Annotated in this window: 20 protein-coding genes; 15 read left to right on the top strand and 5 right to left on the bottom strand. The window is 60.5% G+C overall.

The genetic code is table 11. The features are described from left to right. Window positions 1–47 precede the first annotated feature (47 nt). The 8 genes from spdA (at window position 48) to HH303_RS08705 (ending at window position 7,201) form a co-directional block, all read left to right on the top strand. Window positions 48–884, top strand: coding sequence for a 2', 3'cyclic nucleotide phosphodiesterase SpdA (gene spdA, locus HH303_RS08740; RefSeq protein WP_169624850.1), 837 nt, complete (start codon window positions 48–50; stop codon window positions 882–884). Window positions 885–1,122: 238 nt separating this feature from the next. Further along, a complete protein-coding gene (locus HH303_RS08735; RefSeq protein ID WP_169624848.1) occupies window positions 1,123–1,581 on the top strand; it encodes an SUF system Fe-S cluster assembly regulator in 459 nt (152 codons plus the stop codon). Window positions 1,582–1,612: 31 nt separating this feature from the next. Next, window positions 1,613–3,079, top strand: coding sequence for a Fe-S cluster assembly protein SufB (gene sufB, locus HH303_RS08730; RefSeq protein WP_169624847.1), 1,467 nt, complete (start codon window positions 1,613–1,615; stop codon window positions 3,077–3,079). A gap of 23 nt (window positions 3,080–3,102) precedes the next feature. Further along, window positions 3,103–3,861, top strand: coding sequence for a Fe-S cluster assembly ATPase SufC (gene sufC / locus HH303_RS08725; RefSeq protein WP_169624845.1), 759 nt, complete (start codon window positions 3,103–3,105; stop codon window positions 3,859–3,861). Next, window positions 3,858–5,075, top strand: coding sequence for a Fe-S cluster assembly protein SufD (gene sufD, locus HH303_RS08720; protein ID WP_169624843.1), 1,218 nt, complete (start codon window positions 3,858–3,860; stop codon window positions 5,073–5,075). Before sufC ends, sufD begins: the two co-directional genes overlap by 4 nt. After that, entirely contained in the window at window positions 5,072–6,316 is a 1,245-nt protein-coding gene (locus HH303_RS08715) for an aminotransferase class V-fold PLP-dependent enzyme (protein ID WP_169624841.1), read from the top strand. Before sufD ends, HH303_RS08715 begins: the two co-directional genes overlap by 4 nt. Before the next feature lie 10 nt (window positions 6,317–6,326). Then, window positions 6,327–6,809 (top strand): DUF59 domain-containing protein, encoded by a 483-nt coding sequence (locus HH303_RS08710; RefSeq protein ID WP_406611035.1) that lies wholly within the window; start codon window positions 6,327–6,329, stop codon window positions 6,807–6,809. 44 nt (window positions 6,810–6,853) lie between these two features. Beyond that, complete coding sequence (locus HH303_RS08705) at window positions 6,854–7,201, top strand: HesB/IscA family protein (RefSeq protein ID WP_169624839.1); 348 nt, start codon at window positions 6,854–6,856, stop codon at window positions 7,199–7,201. Between the two features lie 3 nt (window positions 7,202–7,204). On the opposite strand, the gene HH303_RS08700 is transcribed toward HH303_RS08705, so the two are convergent. From HH303_RS08700 to HH303_RS08690, 3 genes are all read right to left on the bottom strand, one after another. Continuing rightward, entirely contained in the window at window positions 7,205–7,957 is a 753-nt protein-coding gene (locus HH303_RS08700) for a DUF3800 domain-containing protein (protein ID WP_169624838.1), read from the bottom strand. Window positions 7,958–8,140: 183 nt separating this feature from the next. Further along, entirely contained in the window at window positions 8,141–9,415 is a 1,275-nt protein-coding gene (locus tag HH303_RS08695; RefSeq protein WP_169624836.1) for an MFS transporter, read from the bottom strand. Between the two features lie 89 nt (window positions 9,416–9,504). Beyond that, the gene (locus HH303_RS08690) at window positions 9,505–9,840 is read right to left on the bottom strand and encodes an antibiotic biosynthesis monooxygenase family protein (RefSeq protein WP_169624834.1); all 336 of its coding nucleotides are present in this window, start codon (window positions 9,838–9,840) and stop codon (window positions 9,505–9,507) included. A 238-nt stretch (window positions 9,841–10,078) separates the two neighbouring features. Between HH303_RS08690 and betA the strand changes: the two genes are divergently transcribed. Next, window positions 10,079–11,800: a choline dehydrogenase gene (gene betA / locus HH303_RS08685; protein ID WP_169624832.1), complete on the top strand. Its 1,722-nt coding sequence runs from the start codon at window positions 10,079–10,081 to the stop codon at window positions 11,798–11,800. Here betA and HH303_RS08680 read toward each other — a convergent pair. Next, window positions 11,797–12,339 carry a PAS domain-containing protein gene (locus tag HH303_RS08680; protein ID WP_169624831.1) on the bottom strand — a complete coding sequence of 181 codons (543 nt, stop codon included), beginning with the start codon at window positions 12,337–12,339 and terminating at the stop codon, window positions 11,797–11,799. The genes betA and HH303_RS08680 overlap by 4 nt on opposite strands. Before the next feature lie 183 nt (window positions 12,340–12,522). Between HH303_RS08680 and HH303_RS08675 the strand changes: the two genes are divergently transcribed. After that, window positions 12,523–13,518 carry a succinylglutamate desuccinylase/aspartoacylase family protein gene (locus HH303_RS08675; RefSeq protein WP_169624829.1) on the top strand — a complete coding sequence of 332 codons (996 nt, stop codon included), beginning with the start codon at window positions 12,523–12,525 and terminating at the stop codon, window positions 13,516–13,518. A 2-nt stretch (window positions 13,519–13,520) separates the two neighbouring features. Here HH303_RS08675 and HH303_RS08670 read toward each other — a convergent pair whose 3' ends face one another. Then, on the bottom strand, window positions 13,521–13,844 hold the full coding sequence (locus HH303_RS08670) for a hypothetical protein (RefSeq protein ID WP_169624827.1): 324 nt from the start codon (window positions 13,842–13,844) through the stop codon (window positions 13,521–13,523). A gap of 363 nt (window positions 13,845–14,207) precedes the next feature. Here HH303_RS08670 and ileS point away from each other — a divergent pair, with 363 nt between their 5' ends. From ileS to HH303_RS20280, 5 genes are all read left to right on the top strand, one after another. After that, on the top strand, window positions 14,208–17,069 hold the full coding sequence (gene ileS, locus HH303_RS08665; protein ID WP_169624826.1) for an isoleucine--tRNA ligase: 2,862 nt from the start codon (window positions 14,208–14,210) through the stop codon (window positions 17,067–17,069). 4 nt (window positions 17,070–17,073) lie between these two features. Next, window positions 17,074–17,550 (top strand): signal peptidase II, encoded by a 477-nt coding sequence (lspA, locus tag HH303_RS08660; RefSeq protein WP_227421630.1) that lies wholly within the window; start codon window positions 17,074–17,076, stop codon window positions 17,548–17,550. Window positions 17,551–17,616: 66 nt separating this feature from the next. Continuing rightward, on the top strand, window positions 17,617–18,213 hold the full coding sequence (locus tag HH303_RS08655; RefSeq protein WP_169624824.1) for a DUF3035 domain-containing protein: 597 nt from the start codon (window positions 17,617–17,619) through the stop codon (window positions 18,211–18,213). Window positions 18,214–18,351: 138 nt separating this feature from the next. Then, window positions 18,352–19,731, top strand: a complete 1,380-nt coding sequence (locus HH303_RS08650) for a M16 family metallopeptidase (RefSeq protein WP_169624823.1) — start codon at window positions 18,352–18,354, stop codon at window positions 19,729–19,731. Then, window positions 19,728–21,038, top strand: coding sequence for a M16 family metallopeptidase (locus HH303_RS20280; protein ID WP_169624822.1), 1,311 nt, complete (start codon window positions 19,728–19,730; stop codon window positions 21,036–21,038). The genes HH303_RS08650 and HH303_RS20280 overlap by 4 nt, the downstream gene beginning before the upstream one ends. Window position 21,039: the final 1 nt, after the last annotated feature.

Raw genomic sequence — 21,039 nt, 5'->3', positions numbered from 1 at the left:
ATTGTAACATTCCTCTGGCATTGTCCGGCGACCGACGCGGAGGAATTATGGCCAAGATCATCGTTTTTACAGACCTGCATATCGTCCCGGAAGGGGAGCGCATCATCGGGCTCGACCCCTATGAGAAGCTCGCCAAGGGTATCGATCACGCGAACCGGCTGAACGCCGATGCCGATCGCATCGTCTGTACCGGCGACTTGACCAATTGGGGCGACCCGCACTCCTACCGCCGTTTGAAGGAAATCCTGGACCGCTCCGCCATTCCGGCCACGCTGCTATTGGGCAATCACGACAATCGGGGGGAATTCCTGTCGGTGTTCGATGACGCCAAGACGGACCGGGCCGGTTTCGTGCAGAGCAGCCTGGATATCGACGGCTGGCGCCTGATCTTCCTCGATACCCTGAACGCGCCGCCATATGATTTTCCGGAGGCCTATAGCGGGTATCTGTGCGACGACCGGCTGTCCTGGCTGGACGCGGAACTGGCCGGTGCGCCGGATCGGGTTGCGGTGTTCATGCATCATCCGCCGCACGATATCGGCTTCCCGGGGATGGATGCGATCAAGCTTAAAAACGGTGACGTCTTCTATGAGGTCGTCGAACGCCACGGCAAGGTCCGCCATATCGTCGCCGGACATGTGCACCGGACGATTTCCGGGTCCCATCGCGGCATCCCGTTTTCGATCTTCAAAAGCCCGTGCCATCAAATGCCGCTCGACTTCGTCAATGTCGACCCGGCGTCCTCCGTCGAGGAACCGTCGGCCTATGGCATCTTGTTGCTCACGCCCCATGGGGTGCTGTCGCATAGCGAGGATTACGAAATCTCCACGACGGACTTCCAATCGGATGTTGCCGCTCTGGGTGTCGGCGGCTTGCGGGCCTGATTCCTTCAGAACCGTCTGACCGGCGGCCGCGACGGAAATCGCGCCTGCCGGTCAAAAACGGTTGGCAAATACCCCTCTTCTTTCTATGAAGCGTCACAGCTTCGGCGGTGCGCCGTCGGTAAGCGGTGCCTTGGTAGTGTCTTAAACTCAGGCCAAACCGCGGGCTTGCAAAACCTCTCTAACGCGCTAGATATAAACAGGACTAAATAAGTACTGTATTGCGCGGGAGAACCCAGCGGTGTTCAAACTGTCACGCATGACCGATTACGGCGTCGTCCTGCTGAGTAGCATGGCGCAGCGGCCGGACTGTCTGTCGACCGCGCCGGACCTTGCCGATCGCACCATGTTGCCGGCGCCCACGGTGGCGAAAATCCTGAAAGCCTTGGCGAAGGGGCAGGTGATCGTTGCGACCCGTGGGGCGCAAGGCGGCTATTCGCTTGCCCGCCCGGCGGCCGACATCACCGTCGCGGAGATCATCGCTGCGTTGGACGGGCCGGTCGCGCTGACCGCCTGTGTGGACGGATCGGACGATAATTGTTCGGTGGAACGGCTGTGCCCGCTGGCGGGTGGCTGGAACCGGATCAATCTGGCGGTCAAGGCGGCGCTGGACGATGTCTCGCTGGCCGACTTGATTTCGGAATGCGGCATGTCGGACCCGGCTTTCGGTGCCGCGCCGGGCATTACGCTGCAACAGTGAACGATACGGTTAAGAAACGGTAGTCAAAGATATGGCGACGACGGAAACCATTCAGAAGGTCAGTGCCCTGGAAGCGGAGAAATACCGCTACGGCTTCACGACCGATATCGAAATGGACATGGCCCCGAAAGGCCTGAACGAGGATATCGTCCGCCTCATCTCCATGAAGAAGGAAGAGCCGGAATGGCTCCTGGAATGGCGGTTGAAGGCTTTTCGTATCTGGCAGGATATGCCGGAGCCGACCTGGCAGAAACCGCATGTTCCGCAAATCGACTATCAGGACGTTCATTACTACGCCGCGCCGAAAAAGGACGGGCCGAAAAGCCTGGACGAGGTCGACCCCAAGCTTCTGGAAACCTATGCCAAGCTGGGCATTCCGCTGAAGGAACAGGAAGTTCTGGCCGGGGTTGAAGGTGCGCCGAAGGTCGCGGTCGACGCCGTGTTCGACAGTGTGTCGGTGGCAACGACCTATAAGAAGGAACTGGAAGCCCAGGGCATCGTCTTCTGTTCGATTTCGGAAGCCGTGAAGACCCATCCCGATCTGGTGAAGAAATATCTGGGGTCCGTCGTACCTTATTCGGACAACAAACATGCCTGCCTGAATTCGGCGGTCTTCACCGACGGCAGCTTCGTCTATATCCCCAAGGGCGTGCACTGCCCGATGGAACTATCGACCTATTTCCGTATCAACGCGCAGGATACCGGGCAGTTCGAACGCACCCTGATCATCGCCGACGAAGGTTCCTACGTCAGCTATCTGGAAGGCTGCACCGCGCCGATGCGCGACGAAAACCAGTTGCATGCCGCCGTCGTCGAACTGGTCGCGCTGGACGATGCGGAAATCAAATATTCGACGGTGCAGAACTGGTATCCGGGCGACGAGAACGGCAAGGGCGGGATCTACAATTTCGTGACCAAGCGCGGTGCCTGCCGGGGCCGGAATTCCAAGATATCCTGGACCCAGGTCGAAACCGGCTCCGCGATCACCTGGAAATATCCTAGTTGCATCCTGCAGGGCGAAAATTCGGTGGGCGAATTCTATTCCGTCGCCATCACCAATAACCGCCAGGAAGCCGATACCGGCACCAAGATGATCCATATCGGCAAGAACAGCCGGTCCCGCATTATCTCAAAGGGGATTTCGGCGGGTCGCGCGGATCAGACCTATCGCGGCTTGGTCCGGGTTCTGCCGGGGGCGGAAGGCGCACGCAATTTCACGCAGTGCGACAGCCTGCTGATCGGCGACAAATGCGGCGCGCACACAATCCCCTATATCGAAAGCCGCAACCCGACCGCGCAATTGGAGCATGAAGCGACGACCAGCCGGATCAGCGAGGATCAGCTGTTCTACTGCCTGTCGCGCGGGATCGGGGAAGAAGAGGCCGTGGCGTTGATCGTCAACGGTTTCTGTAAGGAAGTGATGCAGACCCTGCCGATGGAATTCGCGGTCGAGGCGCAGAAACTGATCGGCATCTCGCTCGAAGGCAGCGTGGGCTAAGGACAAGTTAAGGACGATATGTGATGAGCCTGTTGAAGATTGAAAACCTGACCGCCGAAGTCGATGGCAAGCCCATCCTGAAAGGCATCGACCTGGAAATTAACGCGGGTGAGGTGCATGTCATCATGGGCCCGAACGGGTCCGGCAAATCGACCCTGTCCAATGTTCTGGCGGGGAAAAGCGATTATGACGTGACCGGCGGCACGGTGACCTATGACGGCAAGAACCTGCTGGACATGGCGCCGGAAGATCGCGCCTGTGAAGGCCTGTTCCTGGCCTTCCAGTATCCGGTCGAACTGCCGGGCGTCGCCAATACGACCTTCCTGAAACATGCGCTGAACGCGCGCCGCAAATATGTTGGGGAGCCGGAACTGGACGCGCTGGAATTCGTAAAGGCCGTCCGGAAGAAGGCGAGAGACCTGAATATGCCGGACGATATGCTGAAACGTCCGGTCAATGTCGGTTTCTCCGGCGGGGAAAAGAAGCGCAACGAAATGCTGCAGATGGCCGTTCTGGAACCCAAACTGGCGATCCTGGACGAAACCGACAGTGGGTTGGATATCGACGCGCTGAAACTGGTGGCCGAAGGCGTGAACGCCCTGCGCAACCCGGATCGGGCCTTCCTGATCATCACCCATTTTCAGCGGGTGTTGGATTATATCGTCCCGGACCAAGTGCACGTCCTGTCGGGCGGGCGTATCGTGAAGACCGGCGACAAATCGCTGGCCACCGAACTGGAAAAGACGGGATACGCCGATTACACGGGCGAGGCTGCGGCATGACGGGTATTCTGCAAGACCTGCTGCGCCAGCGTGGTGCGTCGGGCCGGTTCGAGGCGGAAGAAGCCTTGCCGACCCGCAAGGCGGAGCAGTGGAAATATACCGACCTGATGCGTCTGGAGAAAATTGGCTGGTCCCTGTGGCTGGCCGAGGACAGCCATGGCGTGACGCGCCTGCCGACGGTCCTGCCGGGACTGGAAAAGACGATCGACATCGTCATCGTGAACGGTTTCCTGGACCGCGATCTGTCCGATCTGGATCATTTGCCCGCCGGTCTGTCGGTTGAGGCCGGTCCGGCGGCGGAAGCCTGGGGCGACGATTTCACGGATCGATTGAGCGACGCGCTGACGCAGGAGGAAATCTGTATTCGCGTCGACGCCGGAAAGACGATCGAACCGGTCGTGCATCTGCATCACGTCACCTGGGGTGCGGATGACGAAGCGGCCATCGCCCATGCGGCGCGCGTCGTCATCACCGTCGCCGAAGGCGGCGAGGCCTGCATCGTCGAAAGTCACGCACAGGTACAAGGCCGGGGCTTTTCCGTGCCGAGCCTGGGTATCAGCCTGGAAAAGGGCGCGCGTTTGGGTCTGTATTCCGCGCTGTTGGACAGCGCCGGTTCGGCGCAGATCGGGTTGGCGGATATCGGCCTTGCCGACGGGGCGGTGCTGGACTCCTTCCTTCTGACCCTCGGTGAAGGGCTGACTCGCCGCGAAACGCGCCTGACCATGGCCGGGGAACGGGCGGAAGCGACCGTCGCGGGCGCCTATGTCGGGTCCGGTGATGCGTTGATCGACAATACGACCTTCGTCACGCATATCGCGGAAAATGCGGTCAGCCGCCAGTTCTTCCGCGGTGTCGTCGGCGACCGGTCGCGCGGCGTATTCCAGGGCAAGGTCCTGGTGCGCGAGGGCGCGCAAGGCACCGACGGTCAACAACAGCACAAGGCGCTGCTGTTGTCGCGCGAGGCGGAAATCGACGCGAAGCCGGAACTGGAAATCTATGCCGACGATGTGCAGTGCGCCCATGGCGCGACGGTCGGGACGCTGGACGAAGACCAATTGTTCTATCTGCGCGCGCGCGGCATTTCGGAAGCGGATGCAAGGGCGCTGCTGACCCGGTCCTTCCTGGCGGAAGCCGTGGAGAAGATCGGCCGGACGGCGGTGCGCGACGTTTTTCAGGCGGTCCTGACGGCGCGTCTGGGTGGGGTGACGGAATGAACGATACGATCCTGCCGATGGAATATGATGTAGAGGCGATCCGCGCCGATTTTCCGATCCTGTCGGAAGCGGTGCACGGCAAGCCGCTGACCTATCTGGACAACGGCGCGTCGGCGCAGAAACCGCGCGCCGTGATCGACGCCATGTCCGGTGCCTATGAACATTGCTATGCCAATGTGCATCGCGGCGCCTATCATTTCTCAGAACAGACGACGGCAGCCTATGAGGATGCGCGGGAGATCGTGCGGGCCTTCCTGAACGCGAAAAGCGAACGGGAAGTGATCTTCGCAAAGAACGCGACGGAGGCGATCAATCTGGTCGCCTACTCCCTGGGGCGCGGGATGCTGAAATCCGGGGATGCCGTCATCGTGTCGGAAATGGAACACCATTCCAACATCGTTCCCTGGCAGTTGCTGCGCGACATGATCGGTATCGAATTACGCGTCGCGCCCGTCACGGACGAGGGCGAGTTGCAGATGGATGTGCTGGCCACGCTGTTGGAAGACGGCAAGGCGAAGCTGGTGGCCATCACCCATGTGTCCAATGTCTTGGGTACGATCACCCCGGCCAAGCGCATCGTGGAAATGGCGCATTCGGCGGGCGCGAAGATCCTGTTCGACGGCAGCCAGGCGGTCATGCATATGACCGTCGACGTGCAGGCGCTGGATTGCGATTTCTACGTCTTCACCGGCCATAAGATCTACGGCCCGACGGGGATCGGTGTGCTCTACGGCAAGGAAGCGATTCTGGATGCGATGCCGCCCTTCCTGGGGGGCGGGGATATGATCTCCTCCGTCACTTTCGAGAAATCGACCTGGGCCGACCTGCCCGCGAAGTTCGAGGCCGGAACCCCGCCGATCGTCGAGGCCATCGGCCTGGGGGCGGCGGTGAAATATCTGGCGGGTATCGGCGTGGACAAGGTCGCGGCGCATGAACGCGACCTCCTGACCTATGCCATGCAGCGCTTGGCGGCAGTCGACAATCTGCGGGTCATCGGCACGGCGCCGAACAAGACGGCGGTCATTTCCTTCGTCATGGGGGAAGCGCATCCGCACGACGTCGCGACGATCATCGACCAGCAAGGGGTCTGCGTCCGCGCCGGCCATCACTGCGCGGAACCGCTGATGCATCGCATGAATGTCGTCGGCACGGCGCGGGCGTCCATAGGCATGTACAACACCCGGGCCGAAATCGATCGGCTGGCGGAGGCGTTGGACAAAGTGAATTCGATTTTCGGATAGGGATGAACGGATGAACGATACGCACGACAAGACGGACGCGGAAAGCCGGGACTATCTCGGCATACATGCGGAACCGCCGCAGAGCGGGGCTGATCTGGTGCATCCCTATATGGGCATGTTCGGTGACGGCCAGCAGGCGGAAGAAGGGTTGCAAGCGCTTGCCGGCGACGCCCTGCCGGAAGGAACGCCGCTTGCCACGCAGGACGCGGTGGAAGCCGCCTTGCGCACCGTTCACGACCCGGAAATTCCGGTGAATATCTATGACCTGGGTCTGATCTATTCCTGCGACGTCGATGCGAAGGGCGATTGCGATATCGTCATGACGTTGACGGCGCCTGCCTGTCCGGTTGCCGGGGAAATGCCGCAGCAGGTGGCGGATGCCGTCGCGGCGGTGGAGGGGATCGGCGTCGTCTGCGTCACCCTGACTTGGACGCCGCCCTGGCGGCCCGACATGATGTCGGAAGATGCCAAGCTGGCCCTGGATTTCTTTTAATCCGAATCCAATATAGTACTAAGAACGACTGATTAGAGGCAGACATGTTCGGAACCGGCAAACCCATCGTTACCTTGACCGACGCTGCGGCGGATCGGGTGCGGGCGCTAATCTCCAAGGGCGGGGACGGCGTTATCGGGCTGCGCGTGGGGGTGTCCTCCAAGGGATGCTCCGGCCTGTCCTATGTCGTGGAATATGCCAAGGACAAGAAGCAGTTCGAGGAAGAAGTCGATATCGACGGCGCCAAGCTGCTGATCGATCCGGCGGCCACGATGTTCCTGATCGGCGCGGAAATCGATTACGAGGAATCGCGCCTTCAGTCCGGCTTCACCTTCAAGAACCCGAACGAAACCGCCCGCTGCGGCTGCGGCGAAAGCTTCTCTGTCGGTTGAACGCTATTTACCCAAAAAACTTGGGTTGCAAGCAAGACATGGGCAAACACCTTCATTTTTTCGGACGTGCACTAAGCCGTGAAGGGTGCCTCCTTCGTTGTCAAAATGGCGCTTTATTGGATCAAGAAACGAAGTGTCGTGTGCTTCGAAATATCGACGGATCGAATAAGCAACAAGATCGGCATATTGCACGCTCCGTGTGGCTCGAGAATCTACAAACAGTGGAACATCTGCTAGATTATGCAGTTTCCCCCAGCTGTGGCCGCTACGCCTAAATTCTGTGGCAAGAGTTTGCAGTCTAGTTTCTCTCGTCGATTTATCAAAAACAATCATGCCGCGCTGTGGGTTATTATAGTTCTTGTACATTCGGCCAAGATATAGGTCGAAGCGGCTACATATTTGCTCAAACGCTACTTCGATAGGGTCTTTGGGAGAAACGTCTTGTTTGTTAACCGCTACGCCGAATAAGGCCCAATCCCCTCGGAGTAAGTTGACGCTGTAGAGCGCGTCGTGAATGAATTGCCGGCGTCTTTTTTTGTTTGCGATACTGCGCCACCATCCGCGTCCCGAGAAGATCTCATTGCCATGCAACTCAATGTTTTGGGGGTTAGGATGTCCCGTGCGGACCGCAACTTTTTCCATCTCCTCTGAGAGATAGTGGATTTGCCGCTCAAAAATAGCGATACCGCCCAGAACAAAGTACTTGTCTGATGAATTTTTTACAGAACCGGCATCATCAAGGTATAAGACGTACAATAGAAACAGCTTCCGGTGGCTGAAATGAGGATAAAAAAGGCGGCCGAGCGAGAACCTGTCTCGGCGAACTGCGAAGGCAGTCCTCTCAACCGCGCATCAAATATTATGATTAACACCCGTAAAGTCAACCGCTCTGGTTGCGATTGAGTCTTGAAAAGTTACGCTACGTATATTTTGTGCATCTTATAATTGTCGGCAACGGGTTTCCTTGAGCAACAAGCAGGCGATGAAACCGATGGCCTGCGCGACCAGCATGGCGGATAGCGCGACACTGTAGGCCCCGGCGGTATAGACCGGCGCGCCGTCGACCAAGGCCCCGTCCCAATTCAGGTCCAGCAGGACACCGATCAGCGGTTGGAAAACCGCACCCGCCCCGACCACGAACATATTGACGAAGCCCAGGCCCGATCCGGCGCGGCTGGGCCGGTTCAATTCGCGTACGCAGGTGAAACACAGGATCATCGTACAGCCGCCGATCCCGTTGATCAGGAAAAGCACCCGAATCGCCCAGATCGGCAGATTCGGGATATAGAACAGGCAAGCCATCGCCCCGGCGCCGAGCAGGAAGCCAAGATAGAGGATCGGTTTGCGGCGACCGATCCGTTCCGTCGCCCAACCGATGACGGGGCCGACCGCGGCCCATCCCAGAAAAATCAGGGACGCGGTGGTCGCGGCGTCCGGTTTGGTCATGCCGTAGACATCGACCAGCCACGGGACGGACCAAAGACCGGCAAAGGCCAGCATCGGCGGCGTCAGGGTGAAGCCCAGTATCGCGCAGACCCAGCTTTGCGGATTGCGCAGAACGTCTGAGAACGCCCCTTTTTTCGCGGCGGAAGCGGCTTGTTTGCGATGCGGCGGCAATTCCTGAACCACCAGGAAGACAAGGACGGCCAACACGGCGGCGCCGATCCCCATGGCGGTGATCGTGTCGCGCCATCCCAGGGCGGATACGGCAAGGCTCATCGGGGCCTGCCCGGTCATCGCCCCTGCCATGCCGATGCTTTGCAGGATACCGATCAGCAGGCTGAAATGCCGCGTCGGAAACCAGGTCCCGGCAATCGCCATCGATCCGACATAGCCGAAGGCGACCGCCGCGCCGATCATCGCCCGGCCCGCGCTGGCGATCCCCAGATTGTCCGCGAAGGCGAAAACCAGACTGCCGACAAGGCAGGCCGCCATCGCGGCGCTGAGAATGCGCCGGGGACCGTAGCGGTCGATCAGGATGCCGATCGGCATCTGCATCCCGGCATAGGCATAGAAGTAAAAGGCGCTCAACGCCCCCAAGGCCCCGGCGCCGACCGAAAAATCGCGCATCAGGTCGTCTGTCATCACACTGGGCGCGACGCGTTGCAGAAAGGCATAGCCGAAACAGCAGCATCCGAGGCCGAAGGCGGCCCAGGCCCTCAGGCTGGGTTTTGAAACGGCGGCGGGCGTTGGGTCGGCGGCGTCTGTCGTCATGGCGTCAGTGTGGCGTCATCGCGTCTAAAGGGAAGAAGGAAGGCTGCCCCGCCCCGGATAAACAGTCGGGACGGATACTCAATAACCGATCAGTCCGGTGCCTTGAAATCGTATTCGCGTTCGACCCGCGCGACGCGCAGGGCATAGTCGCGATACCAGGACGCACGCCCCTGGTTGCGCGCGGCGGTGTGATCCGTCTGCTTTTTCCAGGCGGCGATGGACTCCAGGTCCCGCCAGTAGCTGACCGTGATGCCCAGGCCCGTTTCCGGGTCGCGGGTCGATTCCACGCCCAAATACCCCGGCATGGACGCGGCCAGTTCCGACATCAGATCGGCGGTCTTCTCGTACCCTTCCGGGTCGGCATCGGTTCGCGTCGCGGTGAAGATCACGGCATAGTAGGGCGGTGTGAACAGTTTGTCCGGCATGGCGGGTATCCAGAAGTGTCTATTCGTCGGGTCGCACTATCGGTCAGAATGCCGGGGCTTGCCAACCCCTTGCACGATCGTGCAAAGAAACGACGCAAATGCGTTCCCCGGTGCCTCTATGGTGAAACTTGATGCGGGCGTTCTGGGCGATACCATGGGGCGGGGACTTTAAATCGCGCAATTCGCGCGACCATGTCCCGATGGGAACGTTGTGACCGGTTTTGATTGGGGGGATAGCATGTCGGAATATGATTTCATCGTTGTCGGAGCCGGGTCCGCGGGCTGCGTCCTGGCGGCGCGTTTGACGGAAGACCCCAAGAACCGCGTCCTGCTGCTGGAAGCGGGCGGCAGCGATTCCTCCATCTTCATCCAGATGCCGACGGCGCTGTCGATCCCGATGAATATGCCGAAATTCAACTGGTTCTTTGAAAGCGAAGAGGAACCGGGCTTGGATAACCGCCGCCTGCACACGCCGCGCGGCAAGGTTTTGGGCGGGTCGTCCTCCATCAACGGCATGGTCTATGTGCGCGGCCATGCCTGCGACTTCGACCAATGGGAAGAACATGGGGCGACGGGCTGGGGCTATCGCCATGTCCTGCCCTATTTCCGCCGGGCGGAGACCTGGAAGGACCCGGACCACCGTGCTGCGGACGACTATCGCGGGACCGACGGTCCGCTGAATACCAATAACGGCAACGAAATGCGGAACCCGCTCTACAAAGCCTGGATCGAGGCGGGGGAACAAGCGGGCTACGGTAAGACCGAAGACTACAACGGATACCGTCAGGAAGGCTTCGGCCGCATGCATATGACGGTGAAGGACGGGGTTCGCTGGTCGACGGCGAACGCCTATCTGAAACCGGTGATGAACCGCGCGAACCTGACCGTCGTGACCAAGGCGATGACACATAAGATCCTGCTGGACGGTAAGAAGGCGACCGGTGTGCGCTATGAAGTCGGCGGCAAGGTCGTCGACGCGACCGCGCGGCGGGAGGTTATTCTTTCCGCCGGGTCCGTCGGGTCGCCGCAATTGCTGCAACTGTCCGGGATCGGTCCGGCATCGGTCCTCAAGAACGCGGGCGTGGACGTCGTGCACGACCTGCCGGGCGTTGGTAAAAATCTGCAAGACCATCTGGAGGTCTATTTCCAATTCCGCAGCAAGCAGAAGATCACGCTGAACGGCCATTTGGATCCGTTCCATAAGTTCCTGATCGGGGCCCGTTGGTTCTTCTTCAAGTCAGGGCTGGGCGCGACGAACCATTTCGAATCCTGCGCCTTCATCCGGTCGAAACCGGGGCTGAAATGGCCGGACCTGCAATATCACTTCCTGCCCGCCGCGATGCGCTATGACGGGAACGCGGCCTTCGACGGTCACGGATTCCAGGTTCATGTCGGCCCGAACAAGCCGAAGAGCCGGGGGCATCTGCGCATTACCTCCGCCGATCCGATGGCGAAACCGTCCATCCTGTTCAACTACATGACGGCGCAGGAGGATATCGAGGCCTTCCGGGCCTGCATCCGGCTGACCCGTGAAATCATGAGCCAACCGGCGATGGACGCCTATCGCGGACCGGAAATCCAACCGGGCGAAGCGATCGACAGCGACGAGGCCATCGACGCCTGGATACGTCAGAACGCGGAAAGCGCCTATCATCCCGCCTGCACCTGCAAGATCGGGGCGGCGGACGATCCGATGGCGGTTCTGGATTCGGAATGCCGGGTGATCGGCATCGACTCGCTGCGTGTGATCGACAGTTCCGTCTTCCCGACCATCCCGAACGGCAACCTGAATTCGCCCACCATCATGGTCGGGGAAAAGGGCGCGGATATGGTGTTGGGGCGCGATGCGCTACCGGCGTCGAATGCGCCGGTCTGGATCGCGCCGGATTGGGAAACGAAACAGCGGGAAGGCGCACCGGTCCGCGCGTTTTCGTCACGGATCGATACCCGGCCCCGTTAGGGGCAGTCGAGTTCCGCGCAGGGGAATTGGATGATGTCTTCTTCCTGCAGGGTCGACTGGCCGGGGTCGTTTGACCCGAAACGGTAGAGGCTGATCCCCAAGACGTAGTCGACCCTGTCTTCCCCGTCGAGAAGCGGCAGAAGCAGCCGTTCGCCGATCTGTACCTTCAGGCGGGTCAAGCGTTCCCGGCTGGCGCCATAATGCACCATGCCCTTGCCGACGATCCGGTGCCAACGGTCCAGGATGGTCGGGTGATCTTCGATGCCCACGATATCGCGCAGCCGCATCCCGCGAATGCTTTTGCCCCAGGCATGGTTCACCTCTTCCCCCGCCAGATTACAGACGAAATCGCCCAGATCGGGGTCGTATCTGTACAGCCATGTCTGATGTAACAGGCCAGGGATCGACGCCGGATCGAAGTCGCGCTTATACGGAATTGTCCGATGGACGCCACCGACGGCGCGCGCCGCGTTCCAGGCATCGAAGAATTGAAAGATGCGTGGATCGGCGTCAGGCACTATGTCTTTTAATGTCGTCACGATGAAAACGGTATCATTGTGTGCGATCCAATCCCTAAGCCAGCAAAGCGATGGCTTCCTGTGTCAAAACACGTGGGAACCGCTTGCCAGCCGGGCGCACGCCGCCTCAAATGGCCACGACGCATGTGACCCCCTATCCGGCGGGTCCTGCGGCCCGGCCAAATCTTATTTATGTGAGCAATCATGTCCGATTCCCCGATCGTTTGCAGTGTCGACCTGAACCAGCCCGGACGCAATCTCGGCGTTCTGCGGGTCCCGCATTCCGTTCATCGGTCCGCTTACGGTCACATTCCCGTACCGGTCGCGTCGATTGTTGGGGACAAGCCCGGCCCTTCCGTGTTGCTGATGGCCGGGAACCACGGCGATGAATATGAAGGCCAGATCGTCCTGTCCGAACTGATCCGGATGATCGATCCCGCCGATGTATCCGGCAAGCTGGTCATACTGCCCATGGCGAACTTCGCGGCGGCGGAGGCAGGGTTGCGGACATCGCCCCTGGACAGCGGCAACCTGAACCGCAGTTTCCCCGGCGTTCCGCTGGGTCAGCCGACCGAAATGACGGCCTATTATATCGAGCATGTCCTGATGCCGGGGGTCGATGTCTTCATCGATCTGCATTCCGGCGGGTCGTCGCTGTATTGCCTGCCCTTCGCGATGACCATGACGGAAGACGGGGACAAGCATGCGGATCTGCGGCGCGCGATCCTCTATGCATTGGGGCTGCCGGTCGTCTTGTGGCACGGGTCGGAAAAGACGGGATGGTTTTCCACCTCCGCTGCGGTGCGGGCAGGCGCCGCCGGGTTTACGTTGGAACTTGGCGGCGGCGGAACGGTCGACCCGAAAATCCGGGAAGGGGCGCAGTCGGGCGTGTTGCGTGCGCTGGCCGCGATCGGTCTCTACGACGCAAACCTGCCAAAGCAGCGCTTGGCCGGAAAAATGCGGGAGTTTTTCTCCGAAGACCTGATCTATGCCGATGAAGCCGGTTTATATGAGCCCCTGGCGGTCAGCGGAGAGGATGTGGAGGTCGGTCAACCGGCGGCCCGAATCCATTTTCCGGAACGGCCGGGCAAGGAACCGGTGGAGATCACCTTCACGCGTCCCGGTACGATTGTGGCGCATCGCGTCCCGGCGCGGGTGCTTCGCGGGGACTGCCTGTTCCACATGGTATATCCTGAATAGTCTTAGAACAGCGTTCCGCTGGCTTCCGTCTTGGTATGCAGAACCTCGAAACGGACGCCGACGGCGGCGCCCAGCACATGGATGACCTCGAACGAGATTGTCTTGTGCACGCTGTGACCGGCGGCATTAAAATGCAGGATGCCGGTGGCAGTCACGCCGATCTTGCGAAAGCGCTCCGGCAATTCGGCGCGGAATCCATGCGCGCTGCAATCCAGCAGGTGACGGAATTTTCCGTCAATTTCCAGAACAGGCAAAACCGTGGTCAGGCGCGCGGCGTCGCGGCGGTCCACCGTGGTACTACCGGTCTCGATACTGCTGTCGATCACGTTTCATCCTTTCGGACTCACCCACCAATACGGATGGTATGATAACACCGATTTCCTTAATCCAAGGTAAAGGTCACGCATGCTTGATTTAGCGCCTGCCAGACCATAAAGTCGCGCCGCTATGATGACAGGAAACAGTCCATACGCTGCGGCCCCCTTCAATCTTGGGGCTTTGCGCTGCGCACGAATTATCAGCCCGACTCTCGCGGGTCGGGGCGCGCGGGTGTCGGGATAGTGTCGTTGCCGTGGCGACCGGCCTTTGCCGGTATGTGCCCGGTGCCCCCCGGCACCCCAGAATAGCCGTTCCTTACATAAATTCCGCCCGCCCGTGATACCGGATCGGGTCAGTAGAAAGTCCGAACGATGAGTGTCGACTACAAGAATACGATCAACCTGCCGCAAACCGATTTCCCGATGCGCGCCGGCCTGCCCGAATTGGAGCCGAAAATCCTGAAGCGCTGGGACGATATCGACCTGTGGGGCAAGCTGCGTGCCGACAGCAAGGGGCGGGAGAAATTCATCCTGCATGACGGCCCTCCCTATGCGAACGGTCATCTGCATATCGGGCATGCGCTGAACAAGATCTTGAAGGACATCATCGTCCGGTCGCGGCAGATGACGGGCTATGACGCGCCCTATGTACCGGGCTGGGACTGTCACGGCCTGCCGATCGAATGGAAGATCGAGGAAAAATATCGCGCCGAGGGTCTGGATAAGGACGACGTCCCGGTCGACGAGTTCCGCAAGGAATGCCGCGAATTCGCGGCCAAATGGATCGACATCCAGCGCGCGGAATTCAAGCGTCTGGGGGTGCTGGGCGATTGGGACAATCCCTACACCACCATGGCCTATGGGGCCGAAGCCCAGATCGCCAAGGAAATCGGCAAGTTCCTGATGCAGGGCAGCCTGTACAAGGGCGCGCGCCCGGTCTGGTGGTCGGCGGTCGAAAAAACCGCCCTGGCCGAGGCCGAGGCCGAATATATGGAACACAAGTCGACCACGATCTGGGTGAAATTCCCGGTCGTGACGCCCGCGACGCCGGAACTGGATGGTGCGTCCGTCGTGATCTGGACGACGACGCCCTGGACCATCCCCGGCAACCGCGCCATCGCCTGCCACGAGGATTTCGACTATGTCGTGATCGAGGTGACGGCGGTCGATGACGGCGCGAAAGGCGCGGTCGTCGGCGAGAAACTGGCCGTCGCGAAGGCGCTGGTCGACAGCGTGTGCGAACAGGCGAAAATCACCGGCCATAAGGTCGTGGCGGCGCTCAACGGGTCGCAGATCAAGGGAACGGTCTGCGCCCATCCGTGGCGTGACTATGCCGATGCAAAGGGTGGGTACGATTTCGACGTGCCGGTCCTGGCGGCGGATTACGTGACCGAAGATGCCGGTACGGGCTTCGTCCATATCGCGCCGGGCCATGGCGCGGACGACTGGAAGCTGGGTGTCGAACATGGGATCGAAGTACCGCAGACAGTTGGCGAGGACGGCAGTTTTTACGACTTCGTGCCGCTGATGGCGGGAAAGGTCGTCATCACGCAGGACGGCAAGGAAGGCGATGCCAACCCGTCCGTGCTGCGCGAACTGGCTATTGCCGGAAAGCTGCTGGCAAAGGGCAGCATCCGTCACCAATATCCGCACAGCTGGCGGTCGAAAGCGCCGCTGATCTTCCGCAATACGGCGCAGTGGTTCATTTCCATGGAAAGCCACGGGCTGCGCGATGTCGCGCTGAAGGCAATCGATGAAACCGCCTTCTACCCGAAACAGGGGAAGACGCGCCTGCATTCGATGATCAAGGAACGCCCGGACTGGTGCATCAGCCGCCAGCGCAGCTGGGGCGTGCCGATCCCGGTCTTCGTGAACAAGGAAAGCGGCGAACCGCTGCGCGACCAGGCCGTGGTCGACCGCATCGTGGAGGCCTTCAAGCTGGAAGGCGCGGATGCGTGGTTCTCCAGCGATCCGTCACGCTTCCTGGGCAACGAATACAATGTGGACGATTTCGAACAGGTGAAGGACGTGGTCGATGTCTGGTTCGATTCCGGCTCCACGCACAGTTTTGTGCTGGAAGGTCGGGAAGACCAGCAATGGCCCGCATCCCTGTATCTGGAAGGGTCCGATCAGCATCGCGGCTGGTTCCATTCGTCCTTGCTGGAAAGCTGCGGCACACGCGGTCGCGCACCCTATGACGCCGTGCTGACCCATGGCTTCGTCATGGCGGAAGACGGCCGCAAGATGTCCAAGTCGCTGGGCAATGTCGTCGTTCCGGCGGAAGTGAACGAAAAATACGGGGCGGAAATCCTGCGGCTGTGGGTCGTGTCCGAAGACTATTCGGGCGATCTGCGTGTCGGGGAAAAGATGCTGAAGCAGCTAACCGACTATTACCGCCGCTTCCGCAACACCCTGCGTTGGATGTTGGGCGGTCTTGCCTATTACGATCCGGCGAAACGGGTCGCGGCGGCGGATATGCCGGAACTGGAGCGCTGGGTCCTGCACCGGGTGGCGGAACTGGACAAGATCGTGCGCAAGGGCATCGAAAATTACGATTTCACGCTGATCTTCCGGGAACTGCACGAATTCTGCGCGGTGGACCTGTCGGCCTTCTATTTCGATATCCGCAAGGATTCGCTGTATTGCGACGCGAAGGACGATCCGACCCGCCTGGCGTCACTGACCGTCCTGGATATTCTGTTCGAGTCGCTGACCGCATGGCTGGCGCCGATCCTGTCCTTCACGACGGAGGAAGCGTGGCTGACCCGGCATGGCGATGCGGATGGCAAGTCCGTGCATCTGCGTCAGATCGAATCTGTGCCTGCCGATTGGCTGTTGCCGGCGGCGGATGCCGCGCGTTTCGATCTGGTCCGTCAGGTCCGCCGTGTCGTTCTGGCAGCGCTGGAGCAGAAGCGGTACGAGAAGGAAATCCGCTCGAACCTGGAAGCCGCGCCGGTTCTCTATGCCGATGCGAAATACGTTCAGGCTTTCGACAAGCTGGACCTTGCCGATGTGTTGATTACCTCGCAGGCGCGGTTTGCCGACGGGGCAGCGCCGGACGGGGCCTATACCCTGTCCGATGTGCCCGGTGTCGCCGTGGTCTTCCAAAAGGCGGATGGCGAGAAGTGCGAGCGTTGCTGGAAGGTCCTGCCGGATGTCGGATCCGTGCCGGAAGCGCCCGGCGTCTGTGGGCGCTGCGCCGATGCGGTCGGCACGGCGGAAGCGGCGGAGTAAGCGCTTGCAACGTCTCGGTCTGATCCTTGCGGTCGCGGTTTTTGCCCTGGACCAGATTTCGAAACCCTGGATCCTGTCCGTGTTCGAGGACAGGTTCCAGGCAATCGAAATCCTGCCGTTCTTCAATCTGGTGCTGGTCTATAACCGCGGCGTCAGCTTCGGCATGTTCACCAACGACTTGACCCATGGTCCCTATCTTCTGGCCGGTCTGGCCGTCGTGATCGCGGCGTGTGTGTGGTGGTTCCTGCTGCGTCGTTGCGAAAAGACGATCATGGCGATTGCGGCGGGCCTGATCATCGGCGGGGCGTTCGGCAATGCGCTGGATCGCCTGCTTTACGGCGCCGTCGTGGATTTTCTGGACTTCCACGCCGCCGGGTACCATTGGCCGGCATTCAATGTTGCCGATTGTGCCATTGTCGTCGGGGCGGCGGTGCTGGTGTTCGACGGGTTGTTCGGGGGGGCGAAACCCCTTAAAGAATGATCCAGGCGTCCTTATATGGTAGGATAGCCTTAACGGTGGGAAATAAAGGTGGCCCCTGAAATGTCGGTGTCGCGCCAAAAAAATCTGGGAAGAACGCTTTTCGTCGCCATGCTGTGCGGGGCGGTCTTGTCCGCATGTTCTGGTTCGGAATCCGGATCGTTTCTGGGACTGGAAAAGCAAACGCCGGACGAATTCGCCGTCGTATCCCGCGCCCCGCTGACGCTGCCGCCGAATTACGGCCTGCGTCCACCGGATCCGAACGGGCAACGCAACCAAGACCTTCAACCGCAATTGGACGCGCAACGGGCCCTTTTCGGCGCGGAAGCCGTCCAACGGCGGCAGGAAGAAGAAGCGCGGTTACGGGCCGAGGGCGCGACGACGGGTGATTTGGCCTTGCTGGATCGGACCGGCGCGATCGATGCCGATCCGAATATCCGGCGCATCGTCGATCAGGAAACGGCGGCGCTGGCGGCGGAACAAGACTCCTTCGTCGATGATCTGGTGTTCTGGAAGGACAAGCCCGAAACAGGCGATATCATCGATGCCGAGGAAGAATCCCGCCGCATTCAGAGCAATGCGGCCCTGGGGCAACCGGTGACCGAAGGACAGACGCCGATCATCACGCGTGAAGGCGAGAAGTCTTTTTTCGAATGGCCCTTCTAGGCTCCTTTTAAGTGATGGCGACCTGAAGCCCCTCTCCCCCCGAGAGGGGTTTTTGTTTAGGCGATCAATTATCCGTGCGACGGGTGGCATGATCCGGTTCGATTGCCTATCTCTCCTGTAAGATCGAGAGGAGAATGCATGTCCAGCTTCCAACGGGTCGCCCTGATGGGCCTTCTGTTCGTCCTGCCCATCGCCATTGGTCCGGCCGCCGTTCAAGCGAAGGTCTTCGACGCCAAACAGACCGTATTGGACAATGGGTTGCAGGTCGTGGTCGTGGAAAACCACCGCGCGCCCGTCGTCACGCAGATGGTCTGGTACAAGGTCGGGGCGATGGACGAACCGCCGGGCAAGTCCGGTCTGGCGCATTTCCTGGAACATCTGATGTTCAAAGGCACGCCAAGCCATCCGGCGGGGGAGTTTTCGGCCATCCTGTCTCGCAACGGCGGGGAGGAAAACGCCTTCACGTCTCAGGACTACACGGCGTATTTCCAATCCGTCGCCAGCGACCGTCTGGAATTGGTCATGACGCTGGAAGCGGACCGCATGGCCAATCTGGACATCGACGCGACCCATTTCGAGCCAGAAAAGAAAGTGATCCTGGAAGAGCGCAGCATGCGCATCGATAACGAGCCGGGATCGATCCTGTCGGAACAGGCCGGGTCCGCGTTCTACCGAAATCATCCCTATGCCATTCCGGTGATCGGCTGGCGGCATGAGATCGAAGCCCTGACGCTGGAAGACGCGCAGGCTTTCTATCGCCGCTTTTACGCCCCGAACAACGCGATCCTGGTCGTGTCCGGCGATGTAGCGGCGCCGGATGTGTTCGATATGGCGAAGCGCATCTACGGCCCGATCCCCGCCCGCGACCTGCCCGACAGGCCCGTCGAAACGGAACCGCCGTTGCTGACCCAGGCGGTCGTCAGTTATGCCGATCCACGCGTTACGACGCCCAGCCTGTCGATCCGCAAGCAGGCGCCGGGTTGGGCGGAGAGCCGGAACGATCCGGATGCCGCTTCCGAACGATACGCCCTGCAGGTCCTCTCGCAGATCGTCGGCGGCGGGCCGACGGGTATCCTTTATCGGCGTCTTGTGATCGACCGGGGTTTGGCGGTGTCCGCCGGGGCTTGGTATGACGGCAGCAACCGGGGGCCAAGCTCCTTCGGTTTCTATATTACCCCCAAGGACGGCGTATCGCCGGATGAGGCGGAAACCGCCCTTCGGCAGGAAATCGAGACGATTCTGCGCGATGGTATCGGTAAGGATGCGGTCGAGCGGGCGATCGTTCGTCTCCAGGACGCCGCCGCGACCGCGATGGATAGCCTCAGCGGCCCGGCGCGGACGCTGGGGTCGTCCCTGGCCATCGGCATGACGGTGGACGATGTCGAATCCTGGCCGGACCGGATCGGCGCGGTGACGGTCGAGGCGGTGAATGACGCGGCACATAAGATCTTTTCCGATCCCGGCGAGGTGGAAACCCGTCTGCTGCCGAAACCCGAAGCGGAGGCGCCCAAATCGTGAAACCGATCCGATATCTGCTGATCGCGCTGATCCTGGTTTGGGCCGGACCGGCGCTGGCCGAAGTCAACGTGGAAAAGGTCGTCAGTCCGCGCGGTCTGACCGCATGGCTGGTCCGCGACGAAACAGTCCCGGTGACGGCCATCCAGTTCGAGTTCAAGGGCGGCGGGGCCGGCCACGATCCGATGGGCCGGGAAGGGACCGCGCAACTGCTGGCCGCGACGATGGACGAAGGGGCCGGGCCTTATGACAGCATGGCCTTTCGCAAGGAATTGGCCGACCAATCGATTTCCCTGGGGTTCAGTGCCGGTCGGGATAGTTTCTCCGGCAGCGTCTACACGTTGAACCGATACCGCGATAAGGCGGTCGATCTGTTGCGCCTGTCCCTGACCGAACCGCGTTTCGATGAAGAGCCGGTGAACCGTATCCGCGCGCAGATGACCACGTCCTTGCGGGGGCAACAAACCGACCCGTCGTCGCGCGCCGGCGAACTGATGTTCGAAACGATCTTTGACGGTCATGACTATGCCCGTCCCACGGAAGGGACGGAAGACAGTCTTGCCGCTGTCACGGTGAACGACCTACAAGCCTTTCGCCGCGCTGTACTGACCAAGGATCGCCTGTTCATCGGCGTCGTCGGGTCGATAACGCCGGAAGAATTGGGGCCGATCCTGGACAGCGCTTTCGGTGGCCTGCCGGATCGCGGCGAAACCGATGCGACGCCGGATTTCGACGGGGCCGTGCCGCCGGGGATCAAGGTTGTGGACATGGATGTTCCGCAAAGCACGGTCCTGTTCGCGCAGAAAGGCATCGCGCTGGACGATCCGCGTTACTATACCGCCATGGTTTTGAATCATGCGCTGGGCGGTGGCGGGTTCGGATCGCTGTTGACCGATGAGATACGCGTGGAACGCGGGCTGGTCTATTCCGTCTATTCCTTCCTGCATCCGATGGATCATGCGGCACTGTTGCGCGGTGGCGCCGGGACGGCGAATGAAACGGTGGGGGAGGTTGTGTCGCTGATCCGGGATGCCTTCCGCAAGGTGAAAGAGGAAGGGCTGTCCATCGATAGGATCGACGACGCGAAGACCTATTTGACCGGGTCCTTCCCGCTGCGTTTCACCAATTCGTCGCGGATTGCCGATCAGTTGGTGGCGATGCAGGTCTATGGCTTCCCCATCGACTATTTCGAAACCCGAAACGAGCGGATCGAATCCGTGACGGCGGAGGACGTGAATGCGCTTGCGGCCGAACTGCTGGACCCGGACGGGTTGCTGTTCGTGATCGCTGGGCGTCCCGCCGGTCTGTAAG

The organism is Pacificispira spongiicola, assembly GCF_012926505.1.
Lineage (GTDB): Bacteria > Pseudomonadota > Alphaproteobacteria > UBA8366 > Aestuariispiraceae > Pacificispira > Pacificispira spongiicola.
The sequence above is the reverse complement of the archived record's forward strand: the minus strand, read 5'-3'. Positions and strand labels throughout refer to the sequence as shown.

Excerpts from the sequence above, each read along its gene's own strand:
- sufC (WP_169624845.1), top strand. The coding sequence starts at position 3,103 with ATGAGCCTGTTGAAGATTGAAAACCTGACCGCCGAAGTCGATGGCAAG.
- HH303_RS08710 (WP_406611035.1), top strand. The coding sequence starts at position 6,327 with ATGAACGATACGCACGACAAGACGGACGCGGAAAGCCGGGACTATCTC.
- HH303_RS08650 (WP_169624823.1), top strand. The coding sequence starts at position 18,352 with ATGTCCAGCTTCCAACGGGTCGCCCTGATGGGCCTTCTGTTCGTCCTG.
- sufB (WP_169624847.1), top strand. The coding sequence starts at position 1,613 with ATGGCGACGACGGAAACCATTCAGAAGGTCAGTGCCCTGGAAGCGGAG.
- sufD (WP_169624843.1), top strand. The coding sequence starts at position 3,858 with ATGACGGGTATTCTGCAAGACCTGCTGCGCCAGCGTGGTGCGTCGGGC.
- HH303_RS08690 (WP_169624834.1), bottom strand. The coding sequence starts at position 9,840 with ATGCCGGACAAACTGTTCACACCGCCCTACTATGCCGTGATCTTCACC.
- HH303_RS08705 (WP_169624839.1), top strand. The coding sequence starts at position 6,854 with ATGTTCGGAACCGGCAAACCCATCGTTACCTTGACCGACGCTGCGGCG.
- HH303_RS08695 (WP_169624836.1), bottom strand. The coding sequence starts at position 9,415 with ATGACGACAGACGCCGCCGACCCAACGCCCGCCGCCGTTTCAAAACCC.
- HH303_RS08675 (WP_169624829.1), top strand. The coding sequence starts at position 12,523 with ATGTCCGATTCCCCGATCGTTTGCAGTGTCGACCTGAACCAGCCCGGA.
- ileS (WP_169624826.1), top strand. The coding sequence starts at position 14,208 with ATGAGTGTCGACTACAAGAATACGATCAACCTGCCGCAAACCGATTTC.
- spdA (WP_169624850.1), top strand. The coding sequence starts at position 48 with ATGGCCAAGATCATCGTTTTTACAGACCTGCATATCGTCCCGGAAGGG.
- HH303_RS08715 (WP_169624841.1), top strand. The coding sequence starts at position 5,072 with ATGAACGATACGATCCTGCCGATGGAATATGATGTAGAGGCGATCCGC.
- betA (WP_169624832.1), top strand. The coding sequence starts at position 10,079 with ATGTCGGAATATGATTTCATCGTTGTCGGAGCCGGGTCCGCGGGCTGC.